Below are 25,284 nucleotides of genomic sequence, written 5' to 3'. Positions count from 1 at the left end.
GGCCTTGACGAAGGGCTGAGACTGGGCATGCCGGAGATCGCGGAATTATGCGCGGGAGATCCCACCGAAGTCGCGGAATACCGGTTGACCGGGCGGTTGGCCACACAGGTGTTCCTGGGGCGGTCGCGGAGCGGCGAGCCGGTGGTCGTGCGGCTGCTGCCGCCCGAGATGGAGCCCGAGCCGTTCCTGCGCGCGATGGAGCCGTTACGCGGCGTCTCAGTGGTGGGCACGGCGCAGATCCTGGCCGCCGGGGTGACCGGCGAGCAGGCCTACCTCGTGACGGAGTTCGTGGACGGGCCGGCGCTCAAGGACGCCGGCGGCACCGTCGGCGGCGTCGGGCTCTACCGGCTGGCCGCCGGGACGATCACCGCGCTGGTCGCCCTCCACCAGGCGGGGCTGGTGCACGGAGACATCCGGCCGGGCAACGTGCTGCTCGGTCCCGACGGGCCCCGGGTGATCGACGCCGGGCTGGAGCAGGCGATGGCCGAGGCGTCCGTCTCCACCAGGAAGGTGGCGGTGCCCGCCTACACCGCGCCCGAGCGGTTACGCGGCAGCGACGCCGGCCCGGCGGCCGACGTGTTCTCGTGGGCCGCCACCATGGTGTTCGCCGTGACCGGCGTCTCGCCCTTCGAGGGCGGGTCGATGAGCGCCACCGTCGCCAACATCGCCGAACGCGGCCCCGACCTGCCCGACCTGGGCGAATTGCACGACCTCGTCGAGCGCTGCCTGGACAAGGACCCGGCGGCCAGGCCCGACGCCAACGAGGTGCTGCTGCGGCTGGTCGGCCAGACGTCGTTCCTGACCGGGAAGGCCGAGAGCGCGCCCGCGCCGGTGCCGCAGACCCGGCCGCCCCGCCGGGCGCGCACGGTCGTGTCGCTGGTGGCCGCGTTCGCCGCCGGGGCGCTCCTGTCGGGCGCGGGCGTCTACGCGCTCACCGCGAACCGGCCGCCCGCCACGACGACCGCCGCCGCCTCCTCCGCGCCTGCCACGGCCGCAACGATCACGTCCTCGCCGACGGAGGCGCCGCTGGAGGACGTGGCGAAGAAGGCAGCCAAGGACACGAAGCTGCCCGGGGCGGGCATCACCCTGCACGAGCACCCGGACGACTCGATGCGGCTGGCCGCCTACTCGGACGACAAGGACCAGTACACCAGTTACGCCAGGGACAGGAACGGCACCTTCAAGGCCGTGGGCGCCTTCGATCAGGCCGTCGTCTCGCCCCGGGGCGACTGGGTGGCACTGAACCCCCTGCTGAAGTTCAGGGAATCGGAGATGGACCAGGTCAAGTTCGTCAGCATGTCAACGGGGGAGTCCTTCGTCGTCAGCACGGTCAAGAAGCCCCTGAACACGCTGACCCCCGTCTGGTCCAGGGACGGCGGCAGGCTGCTGATGTCGGTCTACGACATGAAGACCGAACCGAGGGTGCTCGTGGGCTTCGTGGTCGTCGACGTGGCCGCCAGAAAGGCCGTGCACGTCACGACCGAGTACACCAGCGACTCGACCCTGTTCCACAACTTCAGCCCCGACGGCCAGATCGTGCGCGGGTTCTGGGACGGCAAGAACACGGGGATCGAGTTCTTCGACATGTCCGGCCAGGTCACCAAGATGATGCACTGGGTGGGGCTGCCACGCGGCGGCGAGTGGTACTCGCCGTCCGGAACGAGGATCGCCACCATCTGCCCGAAGGGCGACGCGATCTGCGTCTGGGATGCCAAAACCGGCACGAGGCAGGCGACGGTGCCCTTCGGCGACGAGAACGGCAGCTTCCGCGGCTGGTGGAACGAGAAACACCTGCTCATCCAGGATCCCGGGAAGAAGAAGGGCACCGCGCAGATCAAGATCATCGACCTGGTGGGCACCGTCAAGCGGGTGCTGGCCGATCTCGAGCGGGAGAACATCCCCCTCCAGTTCGCCCGTGTACCGGCCTCATGAAGCCGCTGATCGCCAACGATCCCGCCCAGGTGGGCGGGCACCGGATCGTCGGCAGGCTCGGCGTGGGCGGCCAGGGCGTGGTCTACCTCGGCGAGTTGCCCGACGGGACCCGGGTCGCGATCAAGATGCTGGGCGACGGGCTGGACGACCCCGACGCGCGGGTGCGCTTCCGCCAGGAGATCGAGTACGCGCGCCGCGTCAAGGCCTTCTGCACGGCGCAGGTGCTCGCCAGCGGTGAGTTCGGCGACACGCCCTACGTGGTCAGCGAGTACGTGGACGGGCCCGCGCTGGCCGACGTGATCCTGGAGCGCGGCCCGCTGCGGGGCGCCGAGCTGCGGCGGCTGGCGATCGGGACGCTGACCGCGCTGGCGGCCATCCACCAGGCCGGGGTCGTGCACCGGGACTTCAAGCCCGGCAACGTGCTGCTCAGCAGGGACGGGCCGCGGGTGATCGACTTCGGGATCTCGCGGGCGGCGGAGGAGGACGAGGTCACCGGGCAGCACATCGTGGGCACGCCGCCGTACATGGCTCCCGAGCAGTTCGAGGGCGTACGGGTGGGGCCCGCGGCCGACCTGTTCGCGTGGGGGGCGACCATGGTGGCGGCCGGGACCGGGCGGCCGCCGTTCGGGACGGGGGAGCTGCCCGCGCTGGTGGCCCGGATCCTGCACGGTGAGCCCGAGCTCGGGGATCTGCGCGAACTCGACGGTGAGTTGTGCGAGCTGGTCGTGCGGTGCCTGGCCAAGGACCCCGCGGCCCGGCCCACCGCTACGCGGGCGTTGCTCACGTTGCTCGGGCATCGGGTGGCGGAGGACGTGCTGCGCGGCACGGGTGAGCAGCGGCTGCTGGCCGAGGGACAGCAGTCGGCGGCCCCGCCGGAGCGCGCCAGCGGGCCGCTGGCGCTGCTGAGGCGTGGCGGGCAGCCGGGTGCGCTGCTGAGGCGCGGCGTGCCGCCGGGCTCGCCGAGGGGGCGTGGCGGGCAGCCGGGCTCGCTGGCGGGGCGTGGCGGGCAGCCGGGCTCGCCGGCGGGGCGTGGCGAGGGGCCGGGCGAGCCGCCGGGCAGTGGCGGGCAGCCCGTTGCGCCGCCGGGTAGTGGCGGAGAGCCCGTTGCGCCGCCGGGTAGTGGCGGAGAGCCGGGTGCGGTGGCGGGGAGTGGCGGGGAGTCGGCTGCGCTGCCTGGGCATGGAGTGGGTGCGCTGTCAGGGCGTGGGAGGGGGCCGGTTGGGTGGTTCGGGCGGGGGAGGCGGCCGTTGGTGGTGGCGGGGGCGGTGGTGACTGCCGTGGTCGTCACGGCGGCGGTGCTGCTGTTGCGGCCCGCGCCCGTCCCGAAGCCGCCCGCGCCCGCGTCAGCGCCGCCGCCGTTGCCGACGCCGAGCGCGGGCTCGATGGCGCTGACGTCCGCGTCGGAGGTGAAGATCGCCGGCAGCGGGATCGTCGTGCACGAGAACCCCGCCGACCCGGCCTGGGTCTCCTCCTACATCGACACCCGCGACAACGCCGAGGCGTACGTCCGCGACCCCGCCACGAAGGCCTTCGCCTACTTCGGGAACTTCGAGCGCCCGGCCGTGTCGCCGGGTGGCCGCTTCATCGCCTCCTTCTCACCCACCCGCACCAGGCGTCCCGACTTCGAGACGGTCCGGATCCGCGACCGCGCCACCGGGCGGGACGGCGAGCTGCGTACCGTGAACAAGCCCCGCACGCTGGACCATCCGGTCTGGTCGGCGGACGGGAGGCTGCTGCTGGCGACCGTGCTCGGCGCCGAGTCAGGGGCGGGGGCGGTGGGCTTCGCGATCGTGGATCCGGTCGCGGGCTCCGTCAAGGTGGTCGAGACGCAGAGCGCGGACAAGGCCGTGTACAAGTGGGGCTCGGACGAGAAGAGCGTGCTGCAGCAGGCGCGGGACGGGTCGGTGCGGGTGCTGGGCCTGAACGGCGCCGTGCTGCGGACGTTCTCCGAGGTGGGCGCGCTGGCGGCCGGGGGAGCCGCCGAGACGACGCTCGGCTCAGTCTTCAATACGAAATGTCCGGACAATGCGCGGAATATCTGTTTCTGGGATGAGGGGACCGGCGCGAAGAAGGGCGAGGCCCGGCTGCCGGACGGAGCCCAGTTCCACGGCTGGCTGGACGACAGTCACCTGCTGGCCACCGTCGCCGGCGCCAGGACGACCGACGTCATCATGGCCGACGCGACGGGGAAGCCCGTCCGTACGCTGATCAGCGGGCCCAGGAAGGAGGTCGACAAGATCACCTTCTGGTTCTCGGCGAAGTGACCGCAGGCGTCAGCCGCGGCCGTGCCGATCCTCCACGACCGGCGCGGGGACGGGCGACTCCCGCGCGTGCAGCGGCTGGGCCAGGATCAGCGTCAGGTCGTCCGCCTCGTGCGCGCACGACCCGCCCGTGTGCCGCCGCAGCAGCCCCAGCACCTCGCGCAGCGACTCCTCCAGCGTGACCTGCGTCAGCGCCTCGTGCAGGCGCTCGTCGAACGGCAGCTCCACGCCCTCGCAGCTACGTGACTCGGTCAGCCCGTCGGTGAACAGGAGCAGGCGGTCGGAGGGCAGCAGGCGGACACGCCACACGTGCGGCTCGGGGGACAGGCCGAGCGGCCGGCACGGGCGGGGCGGGTGCAGCGGCCGCAGCCGGTTGTCCACGCGCACCGGAGCCGGGTGGCCGCAGTTGACCAGCAGCACCCCGCCGGGCACGAACTCGGCCAGCAGCACCGTCACGAAGTCCTCGGGGCCGAGGCTGGGGGAAAGGGCGGTGTCCAGGTCGAGGGCCAGCGCGGCCAGGTCGGGCGCGGTGGCGGCGGTGCGGCGGAAGGCCGCCAGCGCGGTGGCGCTGAGGTGCGCGGCGTCCAGGCCGTGACCCTTGACGTCGCCGATGATCAGGCGCAGGCCGGTGGGCGTGGCGACGGCGTCGTGCAGGTCGCCGCCGATGCGGGCGGTGGCCGACGACGAACGCGTGTGCGCCGCCAGGCCCACCCCGCCCAGCTCGGCGGGGAGCGCGGGGATCATCGCCCGCTCCGCGATGCGGGTCATGCGGGCCAATTCGGCGTGGTGGCGGGCGTGGGAGCGGGCCGTCACGTACGCCCACAGGCCGCCCGTGGCCACGATCAGCGCGCGGACCAGGTGGTGCGGCAGCTCGGAGCCCTCGTCCAGCGCGGGCAGCAACAGCGCCAGGGTCAGCGCGGTGGCGGCGGCCAGAAGGGTGTGGCGGACGGTCAGCAGATGGGCGGCGACCATCGGGCCGATCAGCAGCAGGGCCGACAGGGAGACCGTCGCGTACGCGGCGTCCGCCAGAGCGACCAGCACCTCCGTCGCCAGCAGCGCCGGCACCAGCCGGCGTTGATGTCTGGAGATGATTTGCCGCGAGATGGCGCCTCCTCGGATGGTTGCGATCGCGAGTAGCCACCTTCTCACTTTTAGTGACGGTGCGGGAGCGATTCCGGCAAACTGTGGGACTAACCGAGTCCTGTGAGGTGACGATCATGCAAGTCAGCCAGTGGCAGGGGAACCTTCCCGGCGAGAGCACGAGACTGATCGGTCGCCGCGGGGAGGTGGACGCGGTACGGGCGCTGCTGGGCAGGTCCCGCCTGGTGACCGTCACCGGAGTGGCCGGGGTCGGCAAGACCAGGATCGCCCTGCGGGCCGCCGCCGAGCTGCGCGACGCCTTCGCCGACGGCGTCTGGCTGGTGGCTCTGTCGCCGCTGGTGGAGGGGAGCGCGCTGCCGTACGCGATCGCGGAGGCGCTGCCGTTGACCGACCAGAGCTCCCGGCCGGTCACCGAGGTGCTGGCCGACTACCTCGCAGACCGGGAGCTCCTGCTCGTGCTCGACACCTGCGAGCACCTGACGGAGGCCTGCGCGGCGGCGGTCGTGACGCTGCTCGCCGCCGCGCCGCGGCTGCGCGTCCTGGCCACCAGCCGCAGGCCGCTGAGCTGCGCCGACGAGCAGATCTTCACGGTGGAACCGCTGCCGGTCCCCGAGGGCGGCGACTGGCGCGAGGGCGACGCGGTGGAGCTGCTCCTCGACCGCGCCGCGGCCACCGTGCCCGGCTTCGCCATCGACGAGCACAACCGGGACGCCCTGATGCGGGTGTGCCGGCGGCTCGAAGGGCTGCCGCTGGCGATCGAGCTGGCCGCCGCCCGGCTGCGCGAGCTGTCCCCCGAGCGGCTGGCCGAGCGGCTGGAGGACCGCTTCACCGTCCTCGGCACGACCGACCACAAGGTGTACGGCGCCGACCCGCCCTGGCACCAGGCCCTGCGCACCGCGATCGGCTGGAGCCACCAGCTCTGCACTCCCGCCGAGCGGCTGCTGTGGGCGCGGGCCTCGGTGTTCGCCGGCGGCATCGACCCCGTCGCCGTCAAGCAGGTCTGCGCCGACGACCGGCTGCCGAGCTGGCAGATCCCCCAACTGCTCGAATCGCTCGCCGACAAGTCCATCCTCATCTGGGAGCCCACAGGGGCGGGCGACCGCTACCGGATGCTCGACACGATCCGCGAGTTCGGCGCCATCTGGCTCAAGGACCTCGGCCAGGACGAGCGCATCCGCCGCCGGCACCGCGACTACTACCTCGACCTGGCCAGGGAGGGCGACGCCTGCTGGATCGGCCCCGACCAGTACGCCTGGTACGACCGCATGACCGGCGAGCTGCCCAACCTGCGGGCCGCGCTGCAGTGCGCCCTGGTACGCCCGGAAGGTCACACCGCGCTGGAGCTGGCCGGTGCGCTGTGGTTCTTCTGGTACCCCTGCGGCTTCCTCCAAGAGGGCCGGCACTTCCTGGAACGCGCCCTGGCCCAGGACCGCGCGCCGGGCCCCGCCCGCCGCAAGGCCCTGTGGGCGTGCGCCCTCGTCCTGGTGTGCCAGGGCGAAGGGGCGCTCAGCGAGAAGCTGGCGCTGGAGTGCGCCGCCGAGGCCGAGACGCAGGGCGACGTGGAGGCGACCCTCATGGCCTGGTGCGCCGTCAGCTGCGCCAGGGTCATCATGGGCGACAACGCGCGGGCCGCCGAGACCGCGCAGAAGGTGATCGACCAGGAGGAACGTTCCCTCTTCGTCTTTCCCGTGCTGCTCGCCTACACCAGCTACGGGATGAGCAGGACCATGGTCGGCAGCTTCGAGGACGGCATCGCCGCGCTCGAACGGCTCCGCACCCTCTGCGACCGGCACGGGGAGCGGTGGCAGCGGGCGTACGGCGACGTGCTGCGGGCGCAGGCCGAGCTGGCGTGCGGACGGCCCGCGCAGGCCCGCGCCTACGCCACGGCGGCGCTGGAGGTCAAGTGGCGGCTGCACGACAGCCTGGGGATGGCGATGGCCATCGACGTGCTCGCGCCCGCGGCGGTGGCCGCCGGGGAGGGGGAGCGGGCCGCGCGGATGTTGGGGCTGGCGGACCAGATCTGGGACACCGTGGGCAAGCACCAGATCGGCACGCCGGAGCTGGTGGCCACGCGGCGGGCCTGCGAGAGCGAGGTGCGGGGGGTGCTGGGGGATCGGGCCTACGACAGCGCGTTCAGCGCCGGGCGGGACAGCGATCTGGACGCGGGGGTCGCGTACGTGCTGGGCGGGCCCCCGACACGTTGAGCAACCGCCCCCGACGCGCGCCCGGCGAGCGCCCCGGCACGGCTCCTGCGAGCGCATCGGCCCGGCGAGCGGCCCGGCACGCGTGGTGGGCGTCACGGCATCGCGAAACCCCGGCGTGGCGCGGTGGGTGGCGGGGCGCGCCCGGTGGTCTTCGAACGGGCGTGCGCGGGGTGTGGGTGGTCAGTCCCAGGCGGCGGGGTCGGAGGCGAGCTGGCGGATGCGCTCGGGAAGCGCGCCCGAGGAGACCTGCTCCAGCGTGACCTCCTCCAGGATCGACCGCTCCGTGGCCCGCAACGCGATCCACACCTGCTGCAACGACTCCGCGGGCCCCCGGTACCCGACGTGCTCGGGCCGCTCACCGCGTACGTTGGCCAGCGGCCCGTCCACGGCGCGGATCACGTCGGCGAGGGAGATCTCGGAGGCGGGCCTGGCCAGCACGTAGCCGCCCTCGGGCCCGCGCTGCCCGCGCACCAGCCCGGCGCGGCGCATCTGCAGCAGGATGTTCTCCAGGTACTTGGGCGGCATGTCCTGCTCCTTGGCGAGCTCGCCCACGGTAGTCGGGCCTGCACCGGCTGCGGCAAGTTCAGCGGCGGCGCGGAGGGCGTAGTCGACACGAGCGGATAGGCGCATGTTCTCGATTATCCCTCCTGGTCAAGACTGGTTAGGCGCAAGCTTGCCAGAAGGGACACAAGATCTGATTACGCCGGGCCCGTCCCAGGTGCGGAAATCGGCGTTCACACCAGGCAAGAATGGGAGCGCTAAACTTCCAACAACCTTTTCGATTTGACGGTGGGATTCAGCGTGGAGCGACGCCCTGGTGTGCCCAGATTGCTCAGGGAGATCAATGACCGGGCCGCGCTGGAGCTGTTGCTGGCGACCGGTCCCATGACGCGGGGGCAGATCGGCAACCTGACCGGTCTGTCCAAGGTCACGGCCTCGCAGACGCTGGCGCGGCTCGAGGAGCGCGGGCTGGTCGAGGTGGTCGGCACGCAGGCCGGCGGGCGGGGGCCCAACGCGGCGCTGTACTCGGTGATCGCCTCCAGCGCGTACGTGGCCGGCCTGGAGGTCGGCCCCGAGCTGATCTCCACGGCCGTCGCCGACATCCACGGCAACACCATCGCCGAGGTCACCGTCGATCCCGACGGCCACGACGACCCGGTGTCGGTGGTGCACGGGGCGATCGTGAAGGCGTGCCGCAGCGCCAAGGTGAGCCTCGCCAAGCTGCGCGGCGTCGTGATCGGCACGCCCGGCGTGGTCGATCCGCGCAGCGGCGACATCCGGTTCTCCTTCGACCTGCCGGGCTGGCACGAGGGCATCCACGAGGCGCTGGCGGGCGATCTGCGGCGTCAGGTGACCATCGAGAACGACGTGAACCTCGCCGCCATCGCCGAACGCGTCGACGGCGCCGCTCAGGGGCTCGACGACTTCGTGCTGCTGTGGGCCAGCCGCGGGCTCGGGCTGGCCATCACGCTCGGCGGCAAGCTGCACCGGGGGCGTTCGGGCAGCGCGGGGGAGATCGGCTACCTGCCGGTGCCGGGGGTGCCGCTGCCCGAGGACATCCGTACGCTGCCGGGGCGGCTGCCGTCGCTGGCCGGCGGGCTGCAGTCGCTGGTCAGCGCGGAGGCGGTGACCGAGCTGGCGCGGAGCTACGGGTTCGCCGCGGAGAGCGCCACCGAGTGCGTCAAGGTGGCGGTGGCGGCGGGGGCCGAGGGTGAGCCGTTGCTGGACGAGGTCGCGCAGCGGCTGGCCCTGGGCGTGGCGGCGGTGTGCGTGATCCTCGACCCCGGCCTGGTGGTGCTGGCCGGGGAGGTGGGGCATGCCGGGGGCAGGGCGCTGGCGTCCAGGGTGGAGGAGGCGGTGGCGCGGATCTGCCCGGTGCGGCCTCAGGTGGTCACCACCACGGTGACCCACAAAAACCCGGTGTTGCGTGGGGCCGTGCTGGCGGCGCTGGATCGGGCGCGCGAGGAGCTGCTGACCTCCTGAGGAACAGGCGCAAGGCCCCACAGGAGAGGCGGGGCGTTGCGCGTGGTGCCGGTCAGGCGGTGAGGAGCTCGATGGCGGCCTGGGCGTTGGCCCTGGCGGCCCCGTACGTGGCGATGTAGGCCGCGCTGTCCGGCCGCCACACGGGCAGCCCCATCTCGATCACCGTGGTGTCAGGCCGGGCCGACACCAGTGCGGAGACCAGGGATCGGCTCTCGGGATGCCGGTGGGCGTCCTTGACCACGACGACGAGGGACCGTCCCTCCGCCTTGGCCAGCAGCCCCGCGACGTCGGCGGCGGCGGGCTTGACGCGGACGATCTCGGCGTCGGGCAGCCACGGCCCGACCCCCCACGGCACGTCTCCCACGGCGATGGTCGGCGGGGTGTCCACCTCGACGACCAGGGGTTCGACGAGCGGGGAGGCGGCCCCGCTGAGCTGGACGGCGCGGCGGGCGGCGTGCAGGCCCACCCCGGGCTGCCCGGCGCCGTTCTGCCCCGTCCCGTTCTGCCCTGCGCCGTTCAGCCCTGCCCCGTTCAGCTCCGTCCCGTTCCGTTCGGGCGCGGCCTGTCCGGGCGCGGCGGCCCAGGAGCGCAGCGCGGTCACCCGCGCGGCCGCCTCCTCCAGCCTGGACGCGGGCAGCCGCCCCTCGCGCACGGCGGCGACGATCTCGGTGATGATCGCCTGCACGTCGTCGTACGTCGGCAGCGGCCCCAGGCACAGCAGGTCGGCCCCGGCGGCGAGGGTGAGCACGGCGCCGCCGGCGAGGCCGACGCTCCTGGTGATCGCCTGCATGTCGAGGGCGTCGGTGACGACCACGCCGTCGTAACCGAGCTCGCCCCTGAGGAGCCCGGTCAGTGCGGCGCCGGACAGCGTCGCGGGCGTCTGGCCCGTCACCGCCGGCACCGCGACGTGCGCGGTCATCACCGACTTGGCGCCCGCGCCGATGGCGGCGCGGAAGGGCGCCAGCTCTCGTTCCCGCAGCACGTCCAGGCCGACGTCCACGACGGGGACGGCCAGGTGGGAGTCGACGCGGGTGGCGCCGTGGCCGGGGAAGTGCTTGACGCAGGCGGCCACGTTCACCGACTGGAGCCCTTCGACGGCGGCGACCGTGTGCCTGGCCACCAGCGCCGGTTCTGTGCCGAACGAGCGGGTGCCGATGACCGGGTTGTCGGCCTCGGTGTTGACGTCGGCGCTGGGCGCCATGTCCAGGTTGATGCCGCAGGCGGCCAGTTCGGACCCGATGGCCCGGTAGACGCGGCGGGTCAGCTCCACGTCGTCCACGGCCCCCAGCGCCGCGTTGCCCGGGTACGGGCTGCCGACGTGGTAGGCCAGCCGCGTCACGTCCCCGCCCTCCTCGTCGAGCGAGATGACGGGCTCACCGGCTCCCCTCAGCGCGGTGGTCAGGGCGAGCACCTGGCCGGGGTCGGCCACGTTGAAGCCGAAGAGCGTCACGCCGCCGAGGCCGTGCTCCAGCTCGCGCAGCACCCAGTCGGGCGCCGTGGTGCCCTGGAAGGCGACGAGCAGTGTGCCGGCCGCGAGTCGGCGCAGCCCCCGATCACTCTGACTCATGGCTCCTCATCCGTATCAAGGCAGGGTGGGGTACGGTGCCGGCGGCACCGTACGCGTGAACTTGTCAGCCCTTCACGGCCCCGGCGGTCAGGCCGGTGACCATGCGGCGTTGCACCAGCAGGAAGAAGATGACGACCGGGATCGTCATCAGCGTCGAGCCGGCCATGATGGCTCCCCAGTCGACGCCCTTCTGGCCGAAGAAGTACTGCAGGGCGACGGGCATCGTGTATCCCTCGGACCCGGACATCAGGTAGAGGGCGAAGACCAGGTCGTTCCAGGCGGTGATGAAGGAGAAGATGCTGGTGGCGACCAGCCCGGGCGCGACCAGCGGGAAGAGCACCTTCCAGAAGGTCGTCATGCGCCCGGCGCCGTCGATCCAGGCGGCCTCCTCCAGCGACCTGGGCACCGCGGCGACGAACGTGCGCAACATCCACACGGCGAACGGCAGCGTCAGCGCGACCTGGGTGACGATCAGCCCGATGAGCTGGTCGCCGAGCCCGGCTCGCTTGACCATCATGTACAGCGGGATGAGCAGGCCCTCGGCCGGCAGCATCTGCACGATCAGCAGCAGCACCAGGAACGTGCCCCGGCCCTTGAAGTTGAAGCGCGCGATGGCGGTGGCCGACAGCAGCGCGAACGCGGAGCCGATGAGCACGGTGCCGAGCGCCACGATCGCGCTGTTGCGCAGGTAGAGCCAGATGGAGTTGTTCGCGACGCCTTCGGTGAGCACCCGCTCGAAGTGCTCGAAGGTGAAGTGCGTCGGGAACGGGATGAACTCGGTGGTGAAGATCTGGTCGTTCGCCTTGAAGCCGGTGGCGACCATCCAGTAGACGGGGAAGACGGCGTAGACGAAGACCGCGATGCCGGCGGCGTTCAGCAGGACCTTGCCGAGCCTCTTGCGTGCGAGCGGGGTCACATCTCCTCCTGCTTCACGATCTGCCTGACGTACACCACGGTGATGATCAGCAGGATGATCGTCAGCACCACGGAGATCGCCGCGCCGGTGCCCAGCTTCTGCGGGGGCTTGAACGCCTCGGCGACGGAGTACATCGACAGGTTGAAGCCGTCACGGTTGGTGGGGCCGTTCATGAGCACGTACAACTGGCTGAAGCACTTGAAGTCCCAGATGATCGACAGCACCGTCAGCACGGCGAAGACCGGCTTGAGCATCGGCAGCGTGATCTTCCTGAACGTGTGCCACGCGCCTGAGCCGTCCACCTTGGCGGCCTCGTACAGCTCGGCGGGGATGCCCTTGAGGCCGGCCAGCACCGAGACGGCGATGAACGGGAAGCCCGCCCACACCACGCAGACGGTCAGCGCGATGTAGAGGGGGACGGTCTCGTTGAGCCAGGGCGTGCCGGTCCAGCTCTCCTGCCCGTCGGGCGGGGCGGCCAGCCAGTCGGGCAGCAGGTTCAGCAGCCAGTTGACGATGCCGGCCTCGGCGTCGAACAGGGAGCGCCAGATGACGCCCTGCGCCACGGGCGGCACGGCCCAGGCGAACATGCAGCCGACGACCACGAACAGCGACATCTTCTTGCCGAGCTTGTTCAGCAGCACGCCGACCGCGGTGCCCACGATCAGGGTGAGGCTGACGGCGACGAAGGCGAAGGCCACGGTGTTGCGCAGCGCCGACCAGAAGATGTCGTTGGCGAAGATCTTCTCGAAGTTCTCCAGGCCGACCCACTCGGCGGGCCTGGTGCCCCGGATCTGCGCCAGGCCGACCTTCTGGAACGACATGACGATGAGCTGGAACATCGGGTAGAGCAGCAGCCCGCCGATGACCACCAGGCCGGGCACGAGCAGCACGTACGGGATGCTCCACACCGGCAGCCCGGTGGCCCGTGCCCTCCCGCTGTTCCTGTTACGCCGGTGGCCCGGGGGCGGGGACGAGCCCCTGCCCCGGGCGACCGTTGTCGTGTTCGCCATCGTTACTGGTTCAGGATCTCTTCGAGTTCCTTGTTGGCGTCCGCGAGGGCGGTGGTGGCGTCCTTCTTGCCCTCGATGACGGCCCGCGCGGCGTTCTGCAGCACGGCCTTGGTCGCGTCGGCCTCAGACCAGTTGGGGTCGGCGGGGAAGGCCTTGGCCTTGGCGAAGGCCTGGGCGAACGGGCCCTGCGCCGGGTCCTCGTTCATGGCCTGGAGGGTGTCGGGGTAGACGGGGAGCAGGCCGCCCTCCTTGGCGTACCGGTCGGCCCAGGTCTTGCTGGTGGCCAGCTTGATGTACTCCTTGCCCAGGTCGGCCTGCTGGGTGGTGCCCCACAGCGCGATGTCGTTGCCGCCGAAGAAGGAGGGCGCGACGCCGCCGGTCTTGGCGGGCAGCGGGAAGAAGCCGAGCTTGTCGCCCTTCAGCTTGCCCTTGGAGTCCTCCTCGATGCCCGACAGGTCCCAGGCGGCGGTGAGGTACATCGCGACCTTGTTGTTGGCGAAGCGCGTCCGGATGTCCGTGGTGTTCTGCGTCAGGTTCGCCTTACTGGACAGGCCGTCGGTGACCAGGCCGGTGTAGGTGCCGAAGCCGGCGGCGAAGGCGGGCTCGGTGAGCTTGCCGACCCACTTGTCGCCCTCCTTGACGGCGTACTCGCCGCCCTCGGCCCAGGCGAAGGCCGCCAGCAGGTGGTTGGCGTCCGAGCCGCCGTTGAAGGCGAAGCCGTCCACGCCCTTCTTCTCGGCCTGGATCTTCTTGGCGGCGGCGACGAGCTCGTCCCAGGTCTTGGGCGTCTCGATCTTGAGCTCTTCGAACCAGTCCTTGCGGTAGAGCACCGCGCGGGCCCCCGCGCCCCACGGGATGGCGTAGATCTCGTTGTCCACGGTCTCGTAGCCGTAGAGGTTCTGGGGGATCTGCGAGCGGTCGCCCTCGCGGGCGATGTCGGTGATGGCCGTGAGCGCGTCCTGGCTCTGCCACATCGGCACCTGGTCGTTGCCGATCTCGGTCACGTCCGGGCCCGTGCCGGTGGCGGCGGCGGCGAACTTGTCCGCGACCTGCGGCCACGGGATCCACTCCAGCTTGACCTGCGCGCCGGTCGTCTTGGTGAACTCGGCGTTCAGCTCTTCCATGTACTTGGCGGCGGCGGGGTTGCTGTCGCCGAGCCGCCAGACGCTCAACGTCTTGCCGGCGTACGCGGGGCCGGAGGCTGCGGCGCTGGGTGAGGACGTGGGGGGCTGTTCACTGGAGCCACCGCAAGCGGCCAGGCCCAGAGCCAGCGCGGCCGTGGTGACCGTAGTGGCTGTGATCTTCGCGATCCTCACAGGGTTCTCCCTTCCCGGGTGCTGGCCTACGGTCCGCACCAGGCTGATCGTCAAATCCGAACGATGCTGGTAAACTAACAAGAAACTTTCTTAAAAGAAACGCTCGTTAGCCGATCGTGACGAGAAGGGTGCGCCGATGAGCCGAGACCCGGGAACCCCCCGGTTGCTGCGCCGGCTGAACGACCGCGCGGCACTCGAACTGCTCCTCGGAGACGGTCCTCTCACCCGTGCCGAGCTCGGTGAGCGGACCGGGCTCTCCAAGGTAACCGCAGGTCAGCTTCTCGCGCGCCTGGAGGAACGGGGTCTGGTCGAGGTCGCGGGCGAGCGCGCGGGAGGCAGGGGGCCGCACGCGGCCCTGTATGCCGTGGTCCCGTCGAGCGCGTACGTCGCCGGGCTGGAGGTCCTGCCAGAAAGTCTCACGGTCGGTGTGGCCGACATCACAGGCAGAGTCGTGGTCGAGATCACCGTCAACCCCTCCGACGGGCGCGATCCGGTCAAGGCGGTGCACGCCGCCGTGCAGCGGGCGTGCGACGCCGCCAGCGTCAGCCTCTCGCAACTGCGCGCGTTCGTCATCGGCACCCGCGGCGTCGTCGACCCGGCCACCGGCGACGTGCGCATCTCGGTCGACCTGCCCGCCTGGCACGTCGGCGTGCTGGCCAGCCTGCGCGAGACGCTCGGCGCCTCGGTGACCATCGAGAACGACGTCAACCTGGTCGCCCTGGCCGAGCACCGCTACGGCGCCGCCGTCGGCCACGACGACTTCGTGGTCGTCTGGGCGGGCGTCGGCCAGGGCCTCGGCGTCATGCTGGGCGGCCGGCTGCACCGGGGCATCACCGGCGGCGCGGGCGAGATCGGCTGGCTGCCCGTCCCCGGCGAGCCGCTGCCGACCGACGTCGCCCGCCCGCAGACCGGCTCGTTCCAGCGCCTGGTGGGCCACGACGCCCTGCGCGGGCTGGCCGACGAGCGCGGCGTCAGCGGCCACACGGTGCCCGACCTGGTACGCGGCGGCGACGAGGGCTACCTCGACGCCGTGGCCGCCCGGCTGGCCCTGGGCGCGGCGGCCGTCACCGTCGTCCTCGACCCCGGCCTCATCGTGCTCAGCGGCGACATCGGCCGCGCGGGCGGCGAGCGGCTGGCGGCCAAGGTGCAGGAGGCCGTCGCCCGGGTCTGCCCGAGCCGCCCCACCGTCGTCACCACCACGGTCGCCGGGAACCCCGTGCTGCGCGGCGCCCTGGTGGCCGCCCTGGAACAGGCCCGGGAGCAGGTCTTCTCCGACACTGTGTGAGAATTCTTGCCCATGTGGCAGTCCTCGAACGATGTCGTGCTGATCTCGGACCCCCGCGTGACCTCCCTCCCGGTGCAAGAGTGCGGCGAACCGCTCGCGGACGTGCGCGGGCGGCTGCGCGTGGACACGCGCATGGCCGACGGGCAGGGCGCCTACGCGCACCTGCGGGCCGGCGTGCTGCGGCGCCTGGAGCACGCGGAGAGCCTGTTGCCCGACGGCTACCACCTGCTGATCGTCGAGGGCTACCGCCCCGTCGCGACGCAGCGGCAGATCTTCGACGAGTACCGCGCCACGCTCTCCCACCTGCCGCCGGAGGAGTCGTACGTGGCCGCCAGCCGCTACGTCTCCCCGGTCGAGGTCGCCCCGCACACCGCCGGCGCCGCCGTGGACCTGACGCTGTGCGCGCCCGACGGCGCCGAGTACGACATGGGCACCGCGGTCAACGACAACCCCGAGCAGAGCTCCGGCGCCTGCTACACCGCGGCCCCGAACATCTCCGACGACGCCCGCGCCCACCGCAAGCTGCTCGCCGCCGCCCTGGAGCCCGCCGGGCTGGTCAACTACCCCACCGAGTGGTGGCACTGGTCGTACGGCGACCGCTACTGGGCCATGTCCATTAGCGCCGGCCACGCACTCTACGGCCCCGTGGAGTTCACCTTCTGACAACCCGGGTTTTCCGGGGGGTGAGGTAGGGGCACAACTCCTTACGGAGGGTTGGACTCCCAGCGAGGTGTGGGCATGGTTCCACTCATCGGGATCGAGGAGGAGTACCTCATCGTCGATCCCAGCACCCGCCACGTGGCTCCCCGGGCGGCCGAGGTTCTGGCCGCCGCGACGGACATGCTCGACGTGGTGCATGAAATCACCCGATTCCAGGTGGAGGCCCGCACGCCGCCGTCCGCCGACCTGAGCGAGCTCGGCTCGCAACTGCGCGCCGCGCGAAAGGAGGTGGCGGGGGCGGCCCGCTCGTGCGGCCTGGCCGTCGTCGCCAGTGGCATCCCCGTCCTGGGCAACGTCATGCCGCCGCCGCTCACCGACGACGTCCGCTACCACGAGGGCCGCACGCTCTACCGGGCGCTGCAGGACGAGATCAGCATCTGCGCCCTGCACGTGCACGTGGACGTGCCCGACCCCGAGCACGCCGTCTACGTGGGCAACCATCTGCGGCCCTGGCTGCCGACGCTGATCGCGCTGGCCGCCAACTCGCCGTTCTTCGTCGGCCGCGACACCGGGTACGCCTCCTGGAGGGTGATCAGCTGGGGCCGGTGGCCGGTCTCCGGCGCGCCGCCGTACTTCCCGTCGTTCGACGCGTACGAGCTGGCCCTGCGCTCGCTGGGCGACTCGGGCGTGCTGCTCGACCCCAAGACCGTCTACTGGGACACCCGCCCCTCGCCGCGCCTGCCCACCGTGGAGATCAGGGTGGCCGACGTGCCGCTCGACGTGGCCGACAGCCTCACCCTGATCGGGCTCATCCGCGGGCTGGTGGTCACCGCGCTGTCCGCCGTCGCGCGCGGCGACCGCGGGCTGCCCGTGCCGGCCGAGGTGCTGCGCGCCGCCTACTGGCGGGCCGCCCGCTACGGGCTGCAGGGCGACAGCCTCGACGTGCGGCACGGCACGCTCGTGCCGGCGGCGGTGCTGGCCGGGCGCCTGCTGGAGCACGTACGCCCGGCGCTGGCCGAGGCCGGTGACCTGACGTTCATCCAGGAGGGCCTCGACCGGCTGCTGCGCTCGGGGTCGGGGGCGATGCGGCAGCGGCGGGCGTACGCGAAGGCGAACGCGCTCGAAGAGGTGGTGGACGACCTCATCGAGGCGACCGTCGCCTAATGCAGGGCCAGCGCGACCGCGACCCCCAGGCCGAACGCGACGACCACGCCCCGCAGCACCTTGGCGGGCATCAGCCTGGCCAGCTTCGTGCCGAGCAAGCCGCCCACCAGGCTGGCCGGCGCGATCACCGCGGCGGCCTTCCACTCCACGGGCCCGAACAGCGAGAACGCGACGACCGACACCGAGCTGACGACCAGCGAGAGCACGGCCCGCACGGCGTTGACCCGGTGCAGGTTGTCGTGCAGGAACAGGCCCAGCACGGTCAGCAGCACCACGCCCATGCCGCCGTTGAAGTAGGCGCCGTAGCAGCCGCCGAGGAACGTTCCAGCGTAGACCAGCCGGCTCGTGCGGCCGCTCTCCTCACCCCCGATGAGCTTGCGCAGCCACGGCTGCGCCAGCAGGGCGAGGCTGGCGAACGCCACCAGCCACGGCACCATCGACTCGAACAGCTTGCCCGGCGTGAGCAGCAGCAGCGAGCTGCCCACGCAGGCCCCCAGCACCGCCGTGACCGACAGCACGGTGGCTCTGCGCCGCTGCCCCTTCAGCTCGGCCCGGTAACCGAGCACACCCCCCAGATAGCCGGGCCACAGCGCCACCGCGTTCGTCACGGTGGCGGTCAGGCCCGGATAACCCAGCGCCAGGAGGGCGGGGAACGAGATCAGCGTCCCCCCGCCCGCCAGGGCGTTCACCACACCGGCCAGCAGGCCGGCACCGACCAGGAAGAGCAGGTCGGTCATCGGCCGGCAGCGTAGCCCTGGGCGCCACGCGGGTTCGCGGCGGCCTTGAGGAAGCCGCCGTCACGGGCGACCGCGCTCAGCCGGCCGAGCGACCACGGGCCCTGCACCTCGACCTCGTGCCCGCGCCGGCGCAACTCCGCTATGACGCCCGGATCCACCCGGTCCTCGACGTGCACGACGCCGGGGCGGGAGCCGCGCGGGAAGAACGAGCTGGGGAAGTGCTCGGTGTGGAACATGGGGGCGTCCACGGCCTCCTGGAGGTTCAGCTTGCCGTGCACGACCGCGAGGAAGAAGTTCAGGCTCCACTGGTCCTGCTGGTCGCCGCCCGGGGTGCCGAACGCCAGCCACGGCTTGCCGTCCCTGAGCGCGAACGACGGCGACAGCGTCGTACGCGGGCGCGTGCCGGGGCGCAGCGCGGTCGCCACGTCCTCCTGCAGCCAGAACATCTGGGCCCGGGTGCCCAGGCAGAAGCCCAGCTCAGGGATGGTGGGGGAGCTCTGCAGCCAGCCGCCGCTCGGGGTGGCCGACACCATGTTGCCGAAGCGGTCCACGACGTCCACGTGGCAGGTGTCGCCCTTGACCATGCCGTCCCGCGAGACCGTCGGCTCGCCGACGCCCTGTGGCTTGCGGGCGCCCGACAGGCCCGGGGCGTCGCTCAGCGTGCCGGGGTCGGGGAAGACGGGCAGCTTGGGCGCTCGCCCGCCGGGCGCGCCGGGCCGCAGCTCCAGGCTGGCCCGGTCGCCGATCAGCCGCCGCCGCTCGGCGTTGTAGGCCGGGCTCAGCAGGTCGGCCATGGGCACGCCGGTGTCGCCGTACCAGGCCTCGCGGTCGGCGAAGGCCAGCTTGGCGGCCTCCGTCACCGTGTGCAGGTAGTCGGCGCCGAGGAAGTCCATCCCGTCCAGGTCGAACCCGTCGAGCAGGGCGAGCTGCTGCAGGAACGCGGGCCCCTGCCCCCACGGGCCCGTCTTGGCCACCGTGTGGCCCTGGTAGTCGAAGGTCAGCGGCTCCTCCACCGAGGCCGACCAGCCCGCCAGGTCGTCGCCCGTCAGCAGGCCGCCGTGCACCTCGCCCGAGCTGTCCCGCCACGCCGTCGTCGCGCTGAATTCGGCGATCGCCTCGGCCACGAAGCCCTCGTACCAGGCCTTCCTGGCGGCGGAGAGCTGGCCCTCGCGGGTGCTCGACGCGGCCTCCGCCTCCGCGACCAGCCGGCGGTAGGTGGCGGCCAGCACCGGGTTGGCCAGCTTGGCGCCGGGCCGGGGAACGTCCCCGCCGGGCAGCCAGGTGGCCGCCGACGTGGGCCAGTCCTGCGCGAACAGCTCACGCACCGACTCGATCGTGGCCGCGATCCGCTCCAGCACCGGCACGCCGTGCTCGGCGTAGTGGATCGCCGGGGCCAGCACGTCGGCCAGCGACCACGTGCCCCAGCGCTCCAGCATCAGCATCCAGCCGCCGAACGCCCCCGGCACGGTCGCCGCCAGCAGGCCGGTGCCGGGCACGACGTCCAGGCCCAGCTCGGCGAAGCGCTCGATGGTGGCCGCGGCGGGGGCCACGCCCTGACCGCACACGACCGACACCTTCTGCTCGGCCTCGCTCCACAACAGGATCGGCACCTCGCCGCCGGGGCCGTTCAGATGCGGCTCGGCGACCTGCAGCACGAACCCGGCGGCCACCGCGGCGTCGAACGCGTTGCCGCCGCGCTCCAGGACGCCCATGCCGGTGGCCGAGGCCAGCCAGTGCGTGCTGGCGACCATGCCGAAGTCGCCCGACAGCTCGGGCCTGGTGGTGAACAAGATTTCTCCTTACTTGGCCGCGTCGGGGACGCGGTCCGCCGTTACCAGGTGGCACGCGGCGGGGTGACCGCTGCCACGCGGGTCGTTCAACAGAGGTTCGGAGGTACGGCACTCGTCGAAGGCGAGCGGGCACCGCGTGTGGAAGCGGCATCCTGACGGCGGGTCCATCGGGCTCGGCACGTCGCCGCCGAGCACGATCCTGCGCCGCTCCCGCTGCCTGGCGGGATCGGCCACCGGCGCCGCCGACAGCAGGGCCTGCGTGTACGGATGCCGCGGCTGCGCGAAGATCTCGGCCGTCGGCCCGGACTCCACGATTCTGCCCAGGTACATCACCGCGATCCGGTCGGCCAGGAACTCCACGACCGACAGGTCATGCGTGATGAACAGGCACGAGAACCCCATGTCCCGCTGCAAGTCGGTGATCAGGTTGAGCACCGACGCCTGCACGGACACGTCCAGCGCCGACACCGGCTCGTCCGCCACGACCAGCTTGGGCTCCAGGATCAGCGCCCTGGCCAGGCCCACCCGCTGCCGCTGCCCGCCGGACAGCTCGTGCGGGAAACGCTTGCGCATCTCCTGGCGCAGCCCGACCTTCTCCAGCATGGCCGCCACCCGGTTCGCGACCTCGCGCCGGTCGGTGACCTTGTGCCGCAGCAGCGGCTCGGCCACGATCCGCTCGATCGTGAAACGCGGGTTGAGCGAGGAGAACGGGTCCTGGAAGACCATGTGCACGTCCCTGCGCAGCGGGCGCATGGCCCGGCGCGACAGATGCGTGATGTCCTTGCCGGCCAGCTCGATCGAGCCCGCGGTCGGCTCGGTCAGGCGCAGCACGCACTTGCCGACCGTGGACTTGCCGCTGCCCGACTCGCCGACCAGGCCCAGCACCTCGCCCTGGCCGATCTCCAGCGACAGGCCGTCCACGGCCTGGACGGGGCCGTAGTGCTTGACCAGGTTGTCGATCCGCAGGATCACGACTGACCTCCCGGGTGGAAGCAGGCCGCCAGATGATGGTCGGCCTGGCGTTCGAGCAGGGGCCTGGACGCCAGGCAGTCCGCCTGGGCGAACCGGCAGCGGTCCTGGAAGGCGCACTCGTCGGGGTCCGACAGCGGCGAGGGCACCATGCCGGGGATCTCCGCCAGACGGCCGTTGACCGCGGCGGAGGGCAGGGCGTTCATCAGGCCCAGCGTGTACGGGTGCCGCGGGTTGGCGAACAGCTCGGCCACGGGAGCCTGCTCGACGGCGCGGCCCGCGTACATGACCATGGCCCTGTCGGCGATGTCGGCCACCACGCCCAGGTCGTGCGTGATGAGGATGATCGCGGTGCCGAGCCTGTCGCGCAGGTCGCGGAACACGTCCAGCACGCCCGCCTGGATCGTCACGTCCAGGGCGGTGGTCGGCTCGTCGGCGATCAGCACGCGCGGCGAGCAGGCCACCGCGATGGCGATCATCACGCGCTGCCGCATGCCGCCGGAGAGCTGGTGCGGGTACTCCTTCATCCGGCGCACCGGCGCGGGGATGCCGACCAGCTCCAGCAGCTCCACGGCCCGCTTGCCGGCGGCCTGCCGCGACAGCTTCTCGTGCCTGCGCAGCACCTCGGTGATCTGGAAGCCGACCGTGAACGACGGGTTCAGCGAGGTCATCGGCTCCTGGAAGACGACCGAGACGGTCTTGCCGCGCACCTGCCGCATCTGCGGCTCGGGCAGCGTGGTCAGCTCGCGGCCGTCCAGCTTGATCGAGCCGGACAGCCGCGTCGTGGCGGGCGGCAGCAGCCGGGGGATCGACATGGCGGTGACCGACTTGCCGCAGCCCGACTCCCCGCACAGCGCGAGGATCTCGCCCTCGTCCAGGGTGAGCGAGATGTCCCTGACCGCCTGGACGTGGCCGTCCTCGGTGTCGAAGCCGACCTTCAGGTCGGTGATCTCCAGCAGGCTCATCGGTGGCTCCTCGGGTCCAGTACGTCACGCAGCCCGTCGCCCAGCAGGTTGAAGCCGAGCGTCGCCAGCGCGATCATCAACCCGGGCCAGACGGCCAGCCACGGCGCGTCGCTCAGGTACTGCTGCGCGGTCGTCAGCATCACGCCCCACGACGGCGTCGGCGGTTGCACGCCCAGACCCAGGAACGACAGCGTGGCCTCGCCGATGATCGCCGCCGGGATCGCCACCGTGGCCTGCACGATGAGCGGGCTGGCGCAGTTCGGCAGCACGTAGCGGAAGATGATGTGGCCGTCGCCCGCGCCGTCGGCGATGGCCGCGGCCACGTAGTCCATCTCCCTGACCGCCAGCACCTCGCCGCGGGTGATCCGGATGATCGCGGGAAGCTGGGAGAAGCCCAGCGCCAGCACCACGCCCTTCAGCGAGGGCCCGATGATCGCCGCCAGGCCGACCGCGAACACCAGGAACGGGAAGGCCAGCGTCACGTCCACCAGCCGCATCACGATCGGGTCCAGCCAGCGCCGGTAGAAGCCGGCGACCAGCCCGATCGGGATGCCGACCACCATGGCCAGCAGCGTGGACAGCACGCCCGCCTGCAGCGACACCTGGGCGCCGTGCGCGATCCGCGCGAAGGCGTCCCGGCCGAGGTCGTCGGTGCCCATCGGGTGGGCGCCCGACGGGGCGGCCAGCGTGGCCAGGTAGTCCTGCGCGGCCGGGTCGCCCGTCACCAGCGGCCCGAGCAGGGCCAGCAGGACGAACGCGACCACCAGCACCAGGCCCGCCATCGGCATCGGCCGCCGCCTGAAACGTCGCCAGTGCCTAGTCACGGGTGCCTCCCGACAGCCTGATCCGGGGGTTGAGGAAGGCGTAGGCGATGTCGACCAGCAGGTTCACCACGACGTACCCGATGACCGTGACCAGCACGACCGCCTGGATGACGGGGTAGTTCCTGGTGAGCACCGCGTCCACGGTGAGCTTGCCGAAGCCGGGGATGACGAAGATCTGCTCGGTCACCACGGCGCCGCTGATCAGCGCGCCGAGCTGCAGGCCGAGCACCGTCACCACGGTCGTCAGGCTGTTGCGCAGCGCGTGCGCGCCCACCACCTTGGTCTCGGACAGGCCCTTGGACCTGGCGGTCCTGACGTAGTCGGCCGACAGCGCGCCCAGCATGGCCGAGCGGGTCTGCCGCATCAGGATCGCCGCGAAGCCGGTGCCGAGCACCAGGGCCGGCAGGATCATGCGCTTCAGGTTCTCGGCCGGGTCCTCGGTGAAGGGCACGTACCCGGAGGCGGGCAGCACCCGCCAGGTGACCGCGAACAGCAGGATGCCGAGCAGGCCCAGCCAGAAGTGCGGGATCGACAGGCCGGCCAGGCCGAAGCCGGTGGCCAGGTAGTCGGCGAACCTGCCGCGGCGGACGGCGGCCACGATGCCCGCCCCCACGCCGACGACGATCGCGACCACCATGGCCAGCAGCGACAGCTCCAGCGTCACCGGCAGCCGCTCGGCCAGGATGTCAGCCACGGGGAGCTGGTCCTGGGTCGAGCGGCCGAAGTTGCCGGTGAGGGTCTGGCCGACGTAGTCCAGGTACTGCGCGGGCAGCGGCTTGTCCAGGCCGAACTCCTTGCGGATGGCCTCGACCGCGGCCGGCGAGGCCTCCTGCCCGGCCATGACCGTGGCAGGGTCGCCGGGCAGCGCCCGCACGCCCAGGAAGATCAGGACACTGGACAGGAACAGCACGAGCACGGCCGACCCGCAGCGCCGGAGGATGAACCAGAGCATCAGGCGGCGAACCCGGCGGTGACGAAGCGGGGCAGACCATCCTTGAAGTACTGGACGCCGGCGACGGTCTTGTGCATGCCGAGGTAGTACTTGTTGTGGTACAGGTACACGACGCCACGCAGCTCGGCGGCCTTCTTCATGGCGCTGCCGTACAGCTCGGCCCGCTTGGCGGTGTCCGTCTCGGCGGCGGCCTGCTTGATCGGGTCGTCGATGCCGGCGTCGGACATGCCCGCGTAGTTGTTGCTGCCCTGGGTGGTGACCAGGTTCGTCAGGTTGCCGTCCGGGTCCACCCGGCCGGACCAGCCGCTCAGCAGCACGTCGAACTTGCCGGCCTTGCCCTGCTCCAGCACGCTGACGAACTCGGCCGTCTGCACGCTGACGTTGAAGCCGGCCTCCTTGGTCATCGACTGGATGACCTGCGCCAGGCGCTGGTTGACGGCGTCGTTCGGGGTGGCGAGGGTGACCGCGATCGGCGTCGGCACGCCGGACGCCTGCACGAGCTGCTTGGCCTTGGCCAGGTCACGCTTGGGGCAGGTCAGGTCCTGCGTCCGGTACGGGCTGTCCATCGGGACGGGGTAGCAGTCGACCTCGTGCAGCCCGTTGTAGACGGCCTTGTTGATCGCGTCGCGGTCGAGCGCCAGCTCGAACGCCTCACGCAGCTCGGGGCTCTTGCCCAGCGGCGTGTCGATCGGGCCGGGCTTCTCGGTGCTGCCCTTGGCGTTGCCGATGTTGATCTGGAAGCCGTAGTAGCCCAGGCCGCCGCCGGACACGACGGTCAGGTTCTGGTCGGCCTGCACGCCCGCGACGGTGTTCGTGGCGAGCTGGTCGGCCACCTGCACGTCGCCGGACTTGAGGTTGGCGGCCCGCACGTTGGGGTCGACGATGATTTTGTATACGAGCTTGTCGAGCTTGACCTTGGCGGCGTCGTAGTAGTCGGCGGCCTTCTCCAGCGTGATCTGGCTGCCGGAGGTGCGGCTCGCGAACTTGAACGGCCCGACGCACACCGGGCTCGCGCCGAAGTTGTCGCCCTCGGAGTCCAGCGCCTTCGGCGACATGATCATGCCGGCGCGGTCGGCGAGCTGCGCGGTCAGCGGCGTGAACGGCTGCGTGAGCGTGAGCTTCACCGTCGCTGGGTCGACCACCTCGACCTTGGACACGGCGGCCAGGTCGGCCTGCCGCGCGGACTTCTCCCAGGTGCGGTGCCGGTCCAGCGACTTCTTGACGGCCTCGGCGTCCAGCGCGGTGCCGTCGTTGAACTTGACGCCTTCGCGCAGCTTGATCGTCACTGCCTTGCCGCCGTCCGACAGCTCGGGCAGAGCCGCGGCGAGCTGCGGGATCAGGGTGGAGGAGGCGTCGATGTCGTAGAGCTTCTCGCACATGTTCGCGAACACCTCGCGGCCCACGAGCGTGGTCGAGATGCTCGGGTCCAGCGCGTCGGGGTCGGCGTTGAGCGCGATGTTGAGCGTGCCGCCGCCCTTGACCGACCGGTGGTCGGCCGAGGCGCTGGCTATGGAACTAGGTGCCGCGGGCGTGTTGCTCGTCCCGCCTCCGCCACAGGCCGCCAGGGCGAGGGGGAGGGTGATGAGCGCCGCGACGACCTTGGGGGACGGTCGCATGGTGCCTCCGTTGAAACGTTTAGGAGACTGTA

General features: G+C 71.7%; 20 protein-coding genes. 7 read left to right on the top strand and 13 right to left on the bottom strand.

The window, feature by feature from the left end; all coding sequences use genetic code 11:
- The first annotated feature begins 84 nt into the window (after positions 1–84).
- Both ABD331_RS06370 and ABD331_RS06365 read left to right on the top strand, forming a co-directional pair.
- Positions 85–1,932, top strand: coding sequence for a serine/threonine protein kinase (locus tag ABD331_RS06370; RefSeq protein WP_344471464.1), 1,848 nt, complete (start codon positions 85–87; stop codon positions 1,930–1,932).
- Positions 1,929–4,196, top strand: coding sequence for a serine/threonine protein kinase (locus ABD331_RS06365; RefSeq protein ID WP_344471462.1), 2,268 nt, complete (start codon positions 1,929–1,931; stop codon positions 4,194–4,196). The genes ABD331_RS06370 and ABD331_RS06365 overlap by 4 nt, the downstream gene beginning before the upstream one ends.
- Positions 4,197–4,205: 9 nt before the next feature.
- Here the strand turns inward: ABD331_RS06365 and ABD331_RS06360 are convergent, their stop codons facing one another.
- Positions 4,206–5,258 carry a PP2C family protein-serine/threonine phosphatase gene (locus ABD331_RS06360; protein WP_344471459.1) on the bottom strand — a complete coding sequence of 351 codons (1,053 nt, stop codon included), beginning with the start codon at positions 5,256–5,258 and terminating at the stop codon, positions 4,206–4,208.
- Between the two features lie 152 nt (positions 5,259–5,410).
- Between ABD331_RS06360 and ABD331_RS06355 the strand changes: the two genes are divergently transcribed.
- On the top strand, positions 5,411–7,498 hold the full coding sequence (locus ABD331_RS06355; RefSeq protein ID WP_344471457.1) for an ATP-binding protein: 2,088 nt from the start codon (positions 5,411–5,413) through the stop codon (positions 7,496–7,498).
- A 180-nt stretch (positions 7,499–7,678) separates the two neighbouring features.
- On the opposite strand, the gene ABD331_RS06350 is transcribed toward ABD331_RS06355, so the two are convergent.
- A complete protein-coding gene (locus ABD331_RS06350) occupies positions 7,679–8,128 on the bottom strand; it encodes an RrF2 family transcriptional regulator (RefSeq protein WP_148439343.1) in 450 nt (149 codons plus the stop codon).
- Positions 8,129–8,299: 171 nt separating this feature from the next.
- Here ABD331_RS06350 and ABD331_RS06345 point away from each other — a divergent pair, with 171 nt between their 5' ends.
- Positions 8,300–9,481, top strand: coding sequence for an ROK family transcriptional regulator (locus ABD331_RS06345; protein WP_344471455.1), 1,182 nt, complete (start codon positions 8,300–8,302; stop codon positions 9,479–9,481).
- 52 nt (positions 9,482–9,533) lie between these two features.
- Here ABD331_RS06345 and ABD331_RS06340 read toward each other — a convergent pair whose 3' ends face one another.
- The 4 genes from ABD331_RS06340 to ABD331_RS06325 all read right to left on the bottom strand — a co-directional run bounded on the left by ABD331_RS06340 (position 9,534) and on the right by ABD331_RS06325 (position 14,290).
- Positions 9,534–11,048: a glycoside hydrolase family 3 protein gene (locus ABD331_RS06340; RefSeq protein ID WP_344471453.1), complete on the bottom strand. Its 1,515-nt coding sequence runs from the start codon at positions 11,046–11,048 to the stop codon at positions 9,534–9,536.
- Between the two features lie 64 nt (positions 11,049–11,112).
- The gene (locus tag ABD331_RS06335) at positions 11,113–11,964 is read right to left on the bottom strand and encodes a carbohydrate ABC transporter permease (RefSeq protein WP_344471451.1); all 852 of its coding nucleotides are present in this window, start codon (positions 11,962–11,964) and stop codon (positions 11,113–11,115) included.
- Positions 11,961–12,974, bottom strand: a complete 1,014-nt coding sequence (locus ABD331_RS06330) for a carbohydrate ABC transporter permease (protein ID WP_344471449.1) — start codon at positions 12,972–12,974, stop codon at positions 11,961–11,963. Before ABD331_RS06330 ends, ABD331_RS06335 begins: the two co-directional genes overlap by 4 nt.
- Positions 12,975–12,976: 2 nt before the next feature.
- Positions 12,977–14,290 carry an extracellular solute-binding protein gene (locus ABD331_RS06325; RefSeq protein WP_344471447.1) on the bottom strand — a complete coding sequence of 438 codons (1,314 nt, stop codon included), beginning with the start codon at positions 14,288–14,290 and terminating at the stop codon, positions 12,977–12,979.
- A 136-nt stretch (positions 14,291–14,426) separates the two neighbouring features.
- On the opposite strand from ABD331_RS06325, the gene ABD331_RS06320 reads away from it, so the two are divergent.
- The 3 genes from ABD331_RS06320 (at position 14,427) to ABD331_RS06310 (ending at position 17,399) form a co-directional block, all read left to right on the top strand.
- Positions 14,427–15,575, top strand: coding sequence for an ROK family transcriptional regulator (locus tag ABD331_RS06320; protein ID WP_344471445.1), 1,149 nt, complete (start codon positions 14,427–14,429; stop codon positions 15,573–15,575).
- Positions 15,576–15,587: 12 nt separating this feature from the next.
- On the top strand, positions 15,588–16,238 hold the full coding sequence (locus ABD331_RS06315) for a M15 family metallopeptidase (RefSeq protein WP_344471443.1): 651 nt from the start codon (positions 15,588–15,590) through the stop codon (positions 16,236–16,238).
- 75 nt (positions 16,239–16,313) lie between these two features.
- A complete protein-coding gene (locus ABD331_RS06310; RefSeq protein ID WP_344471441.1) occupies positions 16,314–17,399 on the top strand; it encodes a carboxylate-amine ligase in 1,086 nt (361 codons plus the stop codon).
- On the opposite strand, the gene ABD331_RS06305 is transcribed toward ABD331_RS06310, so the two are convergent.
- From ABD331_RS06305 to ABD331_RS06275, 7 genes are read right to left on the bottom strand one after another with little or no spacing between them, the layout of a single operon-like run.
- Positions 17,396–18,136 (bottom strand): sulfite exporter TauE/SafE family protein, encoded by a 741-nt coding sequence (locus tag ABD331_RS06305; protein ID WP_344471438.1) that lies wholly within the window; start codon positions 18,134–18,136, stop codon positions 17,396–17,398. The genes ABD331_RS06310 and ABD331_RS06305 overlap by 4 nt on opposite strands.
- A complete protein-coding gene (locus ABD331_RS06300; protein WP_344471537.1) occupies positions 18,133–19,887 on the bottom strand; it encodes a gamma-glutamyltransferase family protein in 1,755 nt (584 codons plus the stop codon). Before ABD331_RS06300 ends, ABD331_RS06305 begins: the two co-directional genes overlap by 4 nt.
- A gap of 48 nt (positions 19,888–19,935) precedes the next feature.
- Entirely contained in the window at positions 19,936–20,898 is a 963-nt protein-coding gene (locus ABD331_RS06295; protein WP_344471436.1) for an ABC transporter ATP-binding protein, read from the bottom strand.
- On the bottom strand, positions 20,895–21,860 hold the full coding sequence (locus tag ABD331_RS06290) for an ABC transporter ATP-binding protein (protein WP_344471434.1): 966 nt from the start codon (positions 21,858–21,860) through the stop codon (positions 20,895–20,897). Before ABD331_RS06290 ends, ABD331_RS06295 begins: the two co-directional genes overlap by 4 nt.
- Positions 21,857–22,684, bottom strand: a complete 828-nt coding sequence (locus tag ABD331_RS06285) for an ABC transporter permease (RefSeq protein WP_344471432.1) — start codon at positions 22,682–22,684, stop codon at positions 21,857–21,859. The genes ABD331_RS06290 and ABD331_RS06285 overlap by 4 nt, the downstream gene beginning before the upstream one ends.
- Entirely contained in the window at positions 22,677–23,636 is a 960-nt protein-coding gene (locus tag ABD331_RS06280; protein WP_344471430.1) for an ABC transporter permease, read from the bottom strand. The genes ABD331_RS06285 and ABD331_RS06280 overlap by 8 nt, the downstream gene beginning before the upstream one ends.
- Complete coding sequence (locus ABD331_RS06275; RefSeq protein WP_344471428.1) at positions 23,636–25,252, bottom strand: ABC transporter substrate-binding protein; 1,617 nt, start codon at positions 25,250–25,252, stop codon at positions 23,636–23,638. The genes ABD331_RS06280 and ABD331_RS06275 overlap by 1 nt, the downstream gene beginning before the upstream one ends.
- Positions 25,253–25,284 lie beyond the last annotated feature (32 nt).

Origin of the sequence: Nonomuraea monospora (genome assembly GCF_039531895.1) — a bacterium.
Lineage (GTDB): Bacteria > Actinomycetota > Actinomycetes > Streptosporangiales > Streptosporangiaceae > Nonomuraea > Nonomuraea monospora.
The sequence above is the reverse complement of the archived record's forward strand: the minus strand, read 5'-3'. Positions and strand labels throughout refer to the sequence as shown.

Coding starts and splice junctions, on each gene's coding strand:
- ABD331_RS06280 (WP_344471430.1), bottom strand. CDS start 23,636: ATGCTCTGGTTCATCCTCCGGCGCTGCGGGTCGGCCGTGCTCGTGCTG.
- ABD331_RS06300 (WP_344471537.1), bottom strand. CDS start 19,887: ATGGTCGCCAGCACGCACTGGCTGGCCTCGGCCACCGGCATGGGCGTC.
- ABD331_RS06365 (WP_344471462.1), top strand. CDS start 1,929: ATGAAGCCGCTGATCGCCAACGATCCCGCCCAGGTGGGCGGGCACCGG.
- ABD331_RS06290 (WP_344471434.1), bottom strand. CDS start 21,860: ATGAGCCTGCTGGAGATCACCGACCTGAAGGTCGGCTTCGACACCGAG.
- ABD331_RS06305 (WP_344471438.1), bottom strand. CDS start 18,136: ATGACCGACCTGCTCTTCCTGGTCGGTGCCGGCCTGCTGGCCGGTGTG.
- ABD331_RS06350 (WP_148439343.1), bottom strand. CDS start 8,128: ATGCGCCTATCCGCTCGTGTCGACTACGCCCTCCGCGCCGCCGCTGAA.
- ABD331_RS06340 (WP_344471453.1), bottom strand. CDS start 11,048: ATGAGTCAGAGTGATCGGGGGCTGCGCCGACTCGCGGCCGGCACACTG.
- ABD331_RS06330 (WP_344471449.1), bottom strand. CDS start 12,974: ATGGCGAACACGACAACGGTCGCCCGGGGCAGGGGCTCGTCCCCGCCC.
- ABD331_RS06355 (WP_344471457.1), top strand. CDS start 5,411: ATGCAAGTCAGCCAGTGGCAGGGGAACCTTCCCGGCGAGAGCACGAGA.
- ABD331_RS06320 (WP_344471445.1), top strand. CDS start 14,427: ATGAGCCGAGACCCGGGAACCCCCCGGTTGCTGCGCCGGCTGAACGAC.
- ABD331_RS06275 (WP_344471428.1), bottom strand. CDS start 25,252: ATGCGACCGTCCCCCAAGGTCGTCGCGGCGCTCATCACCCTCCCCCTC.
- ABD331_RS06315 (WP_344471443.1), top strand. CDS start 15,588: ATGTGGCAGTCCTCGAACGATGTCGTGCTGATCTCGGACCCCCGCGTG.
- ABD331_RS06310 (WP_344471441.1), top strand. CDS start 16,314: ATGGTTCCACTCATCGGGATCGAGGAGGAGTACCTCATCGTCGATCCC.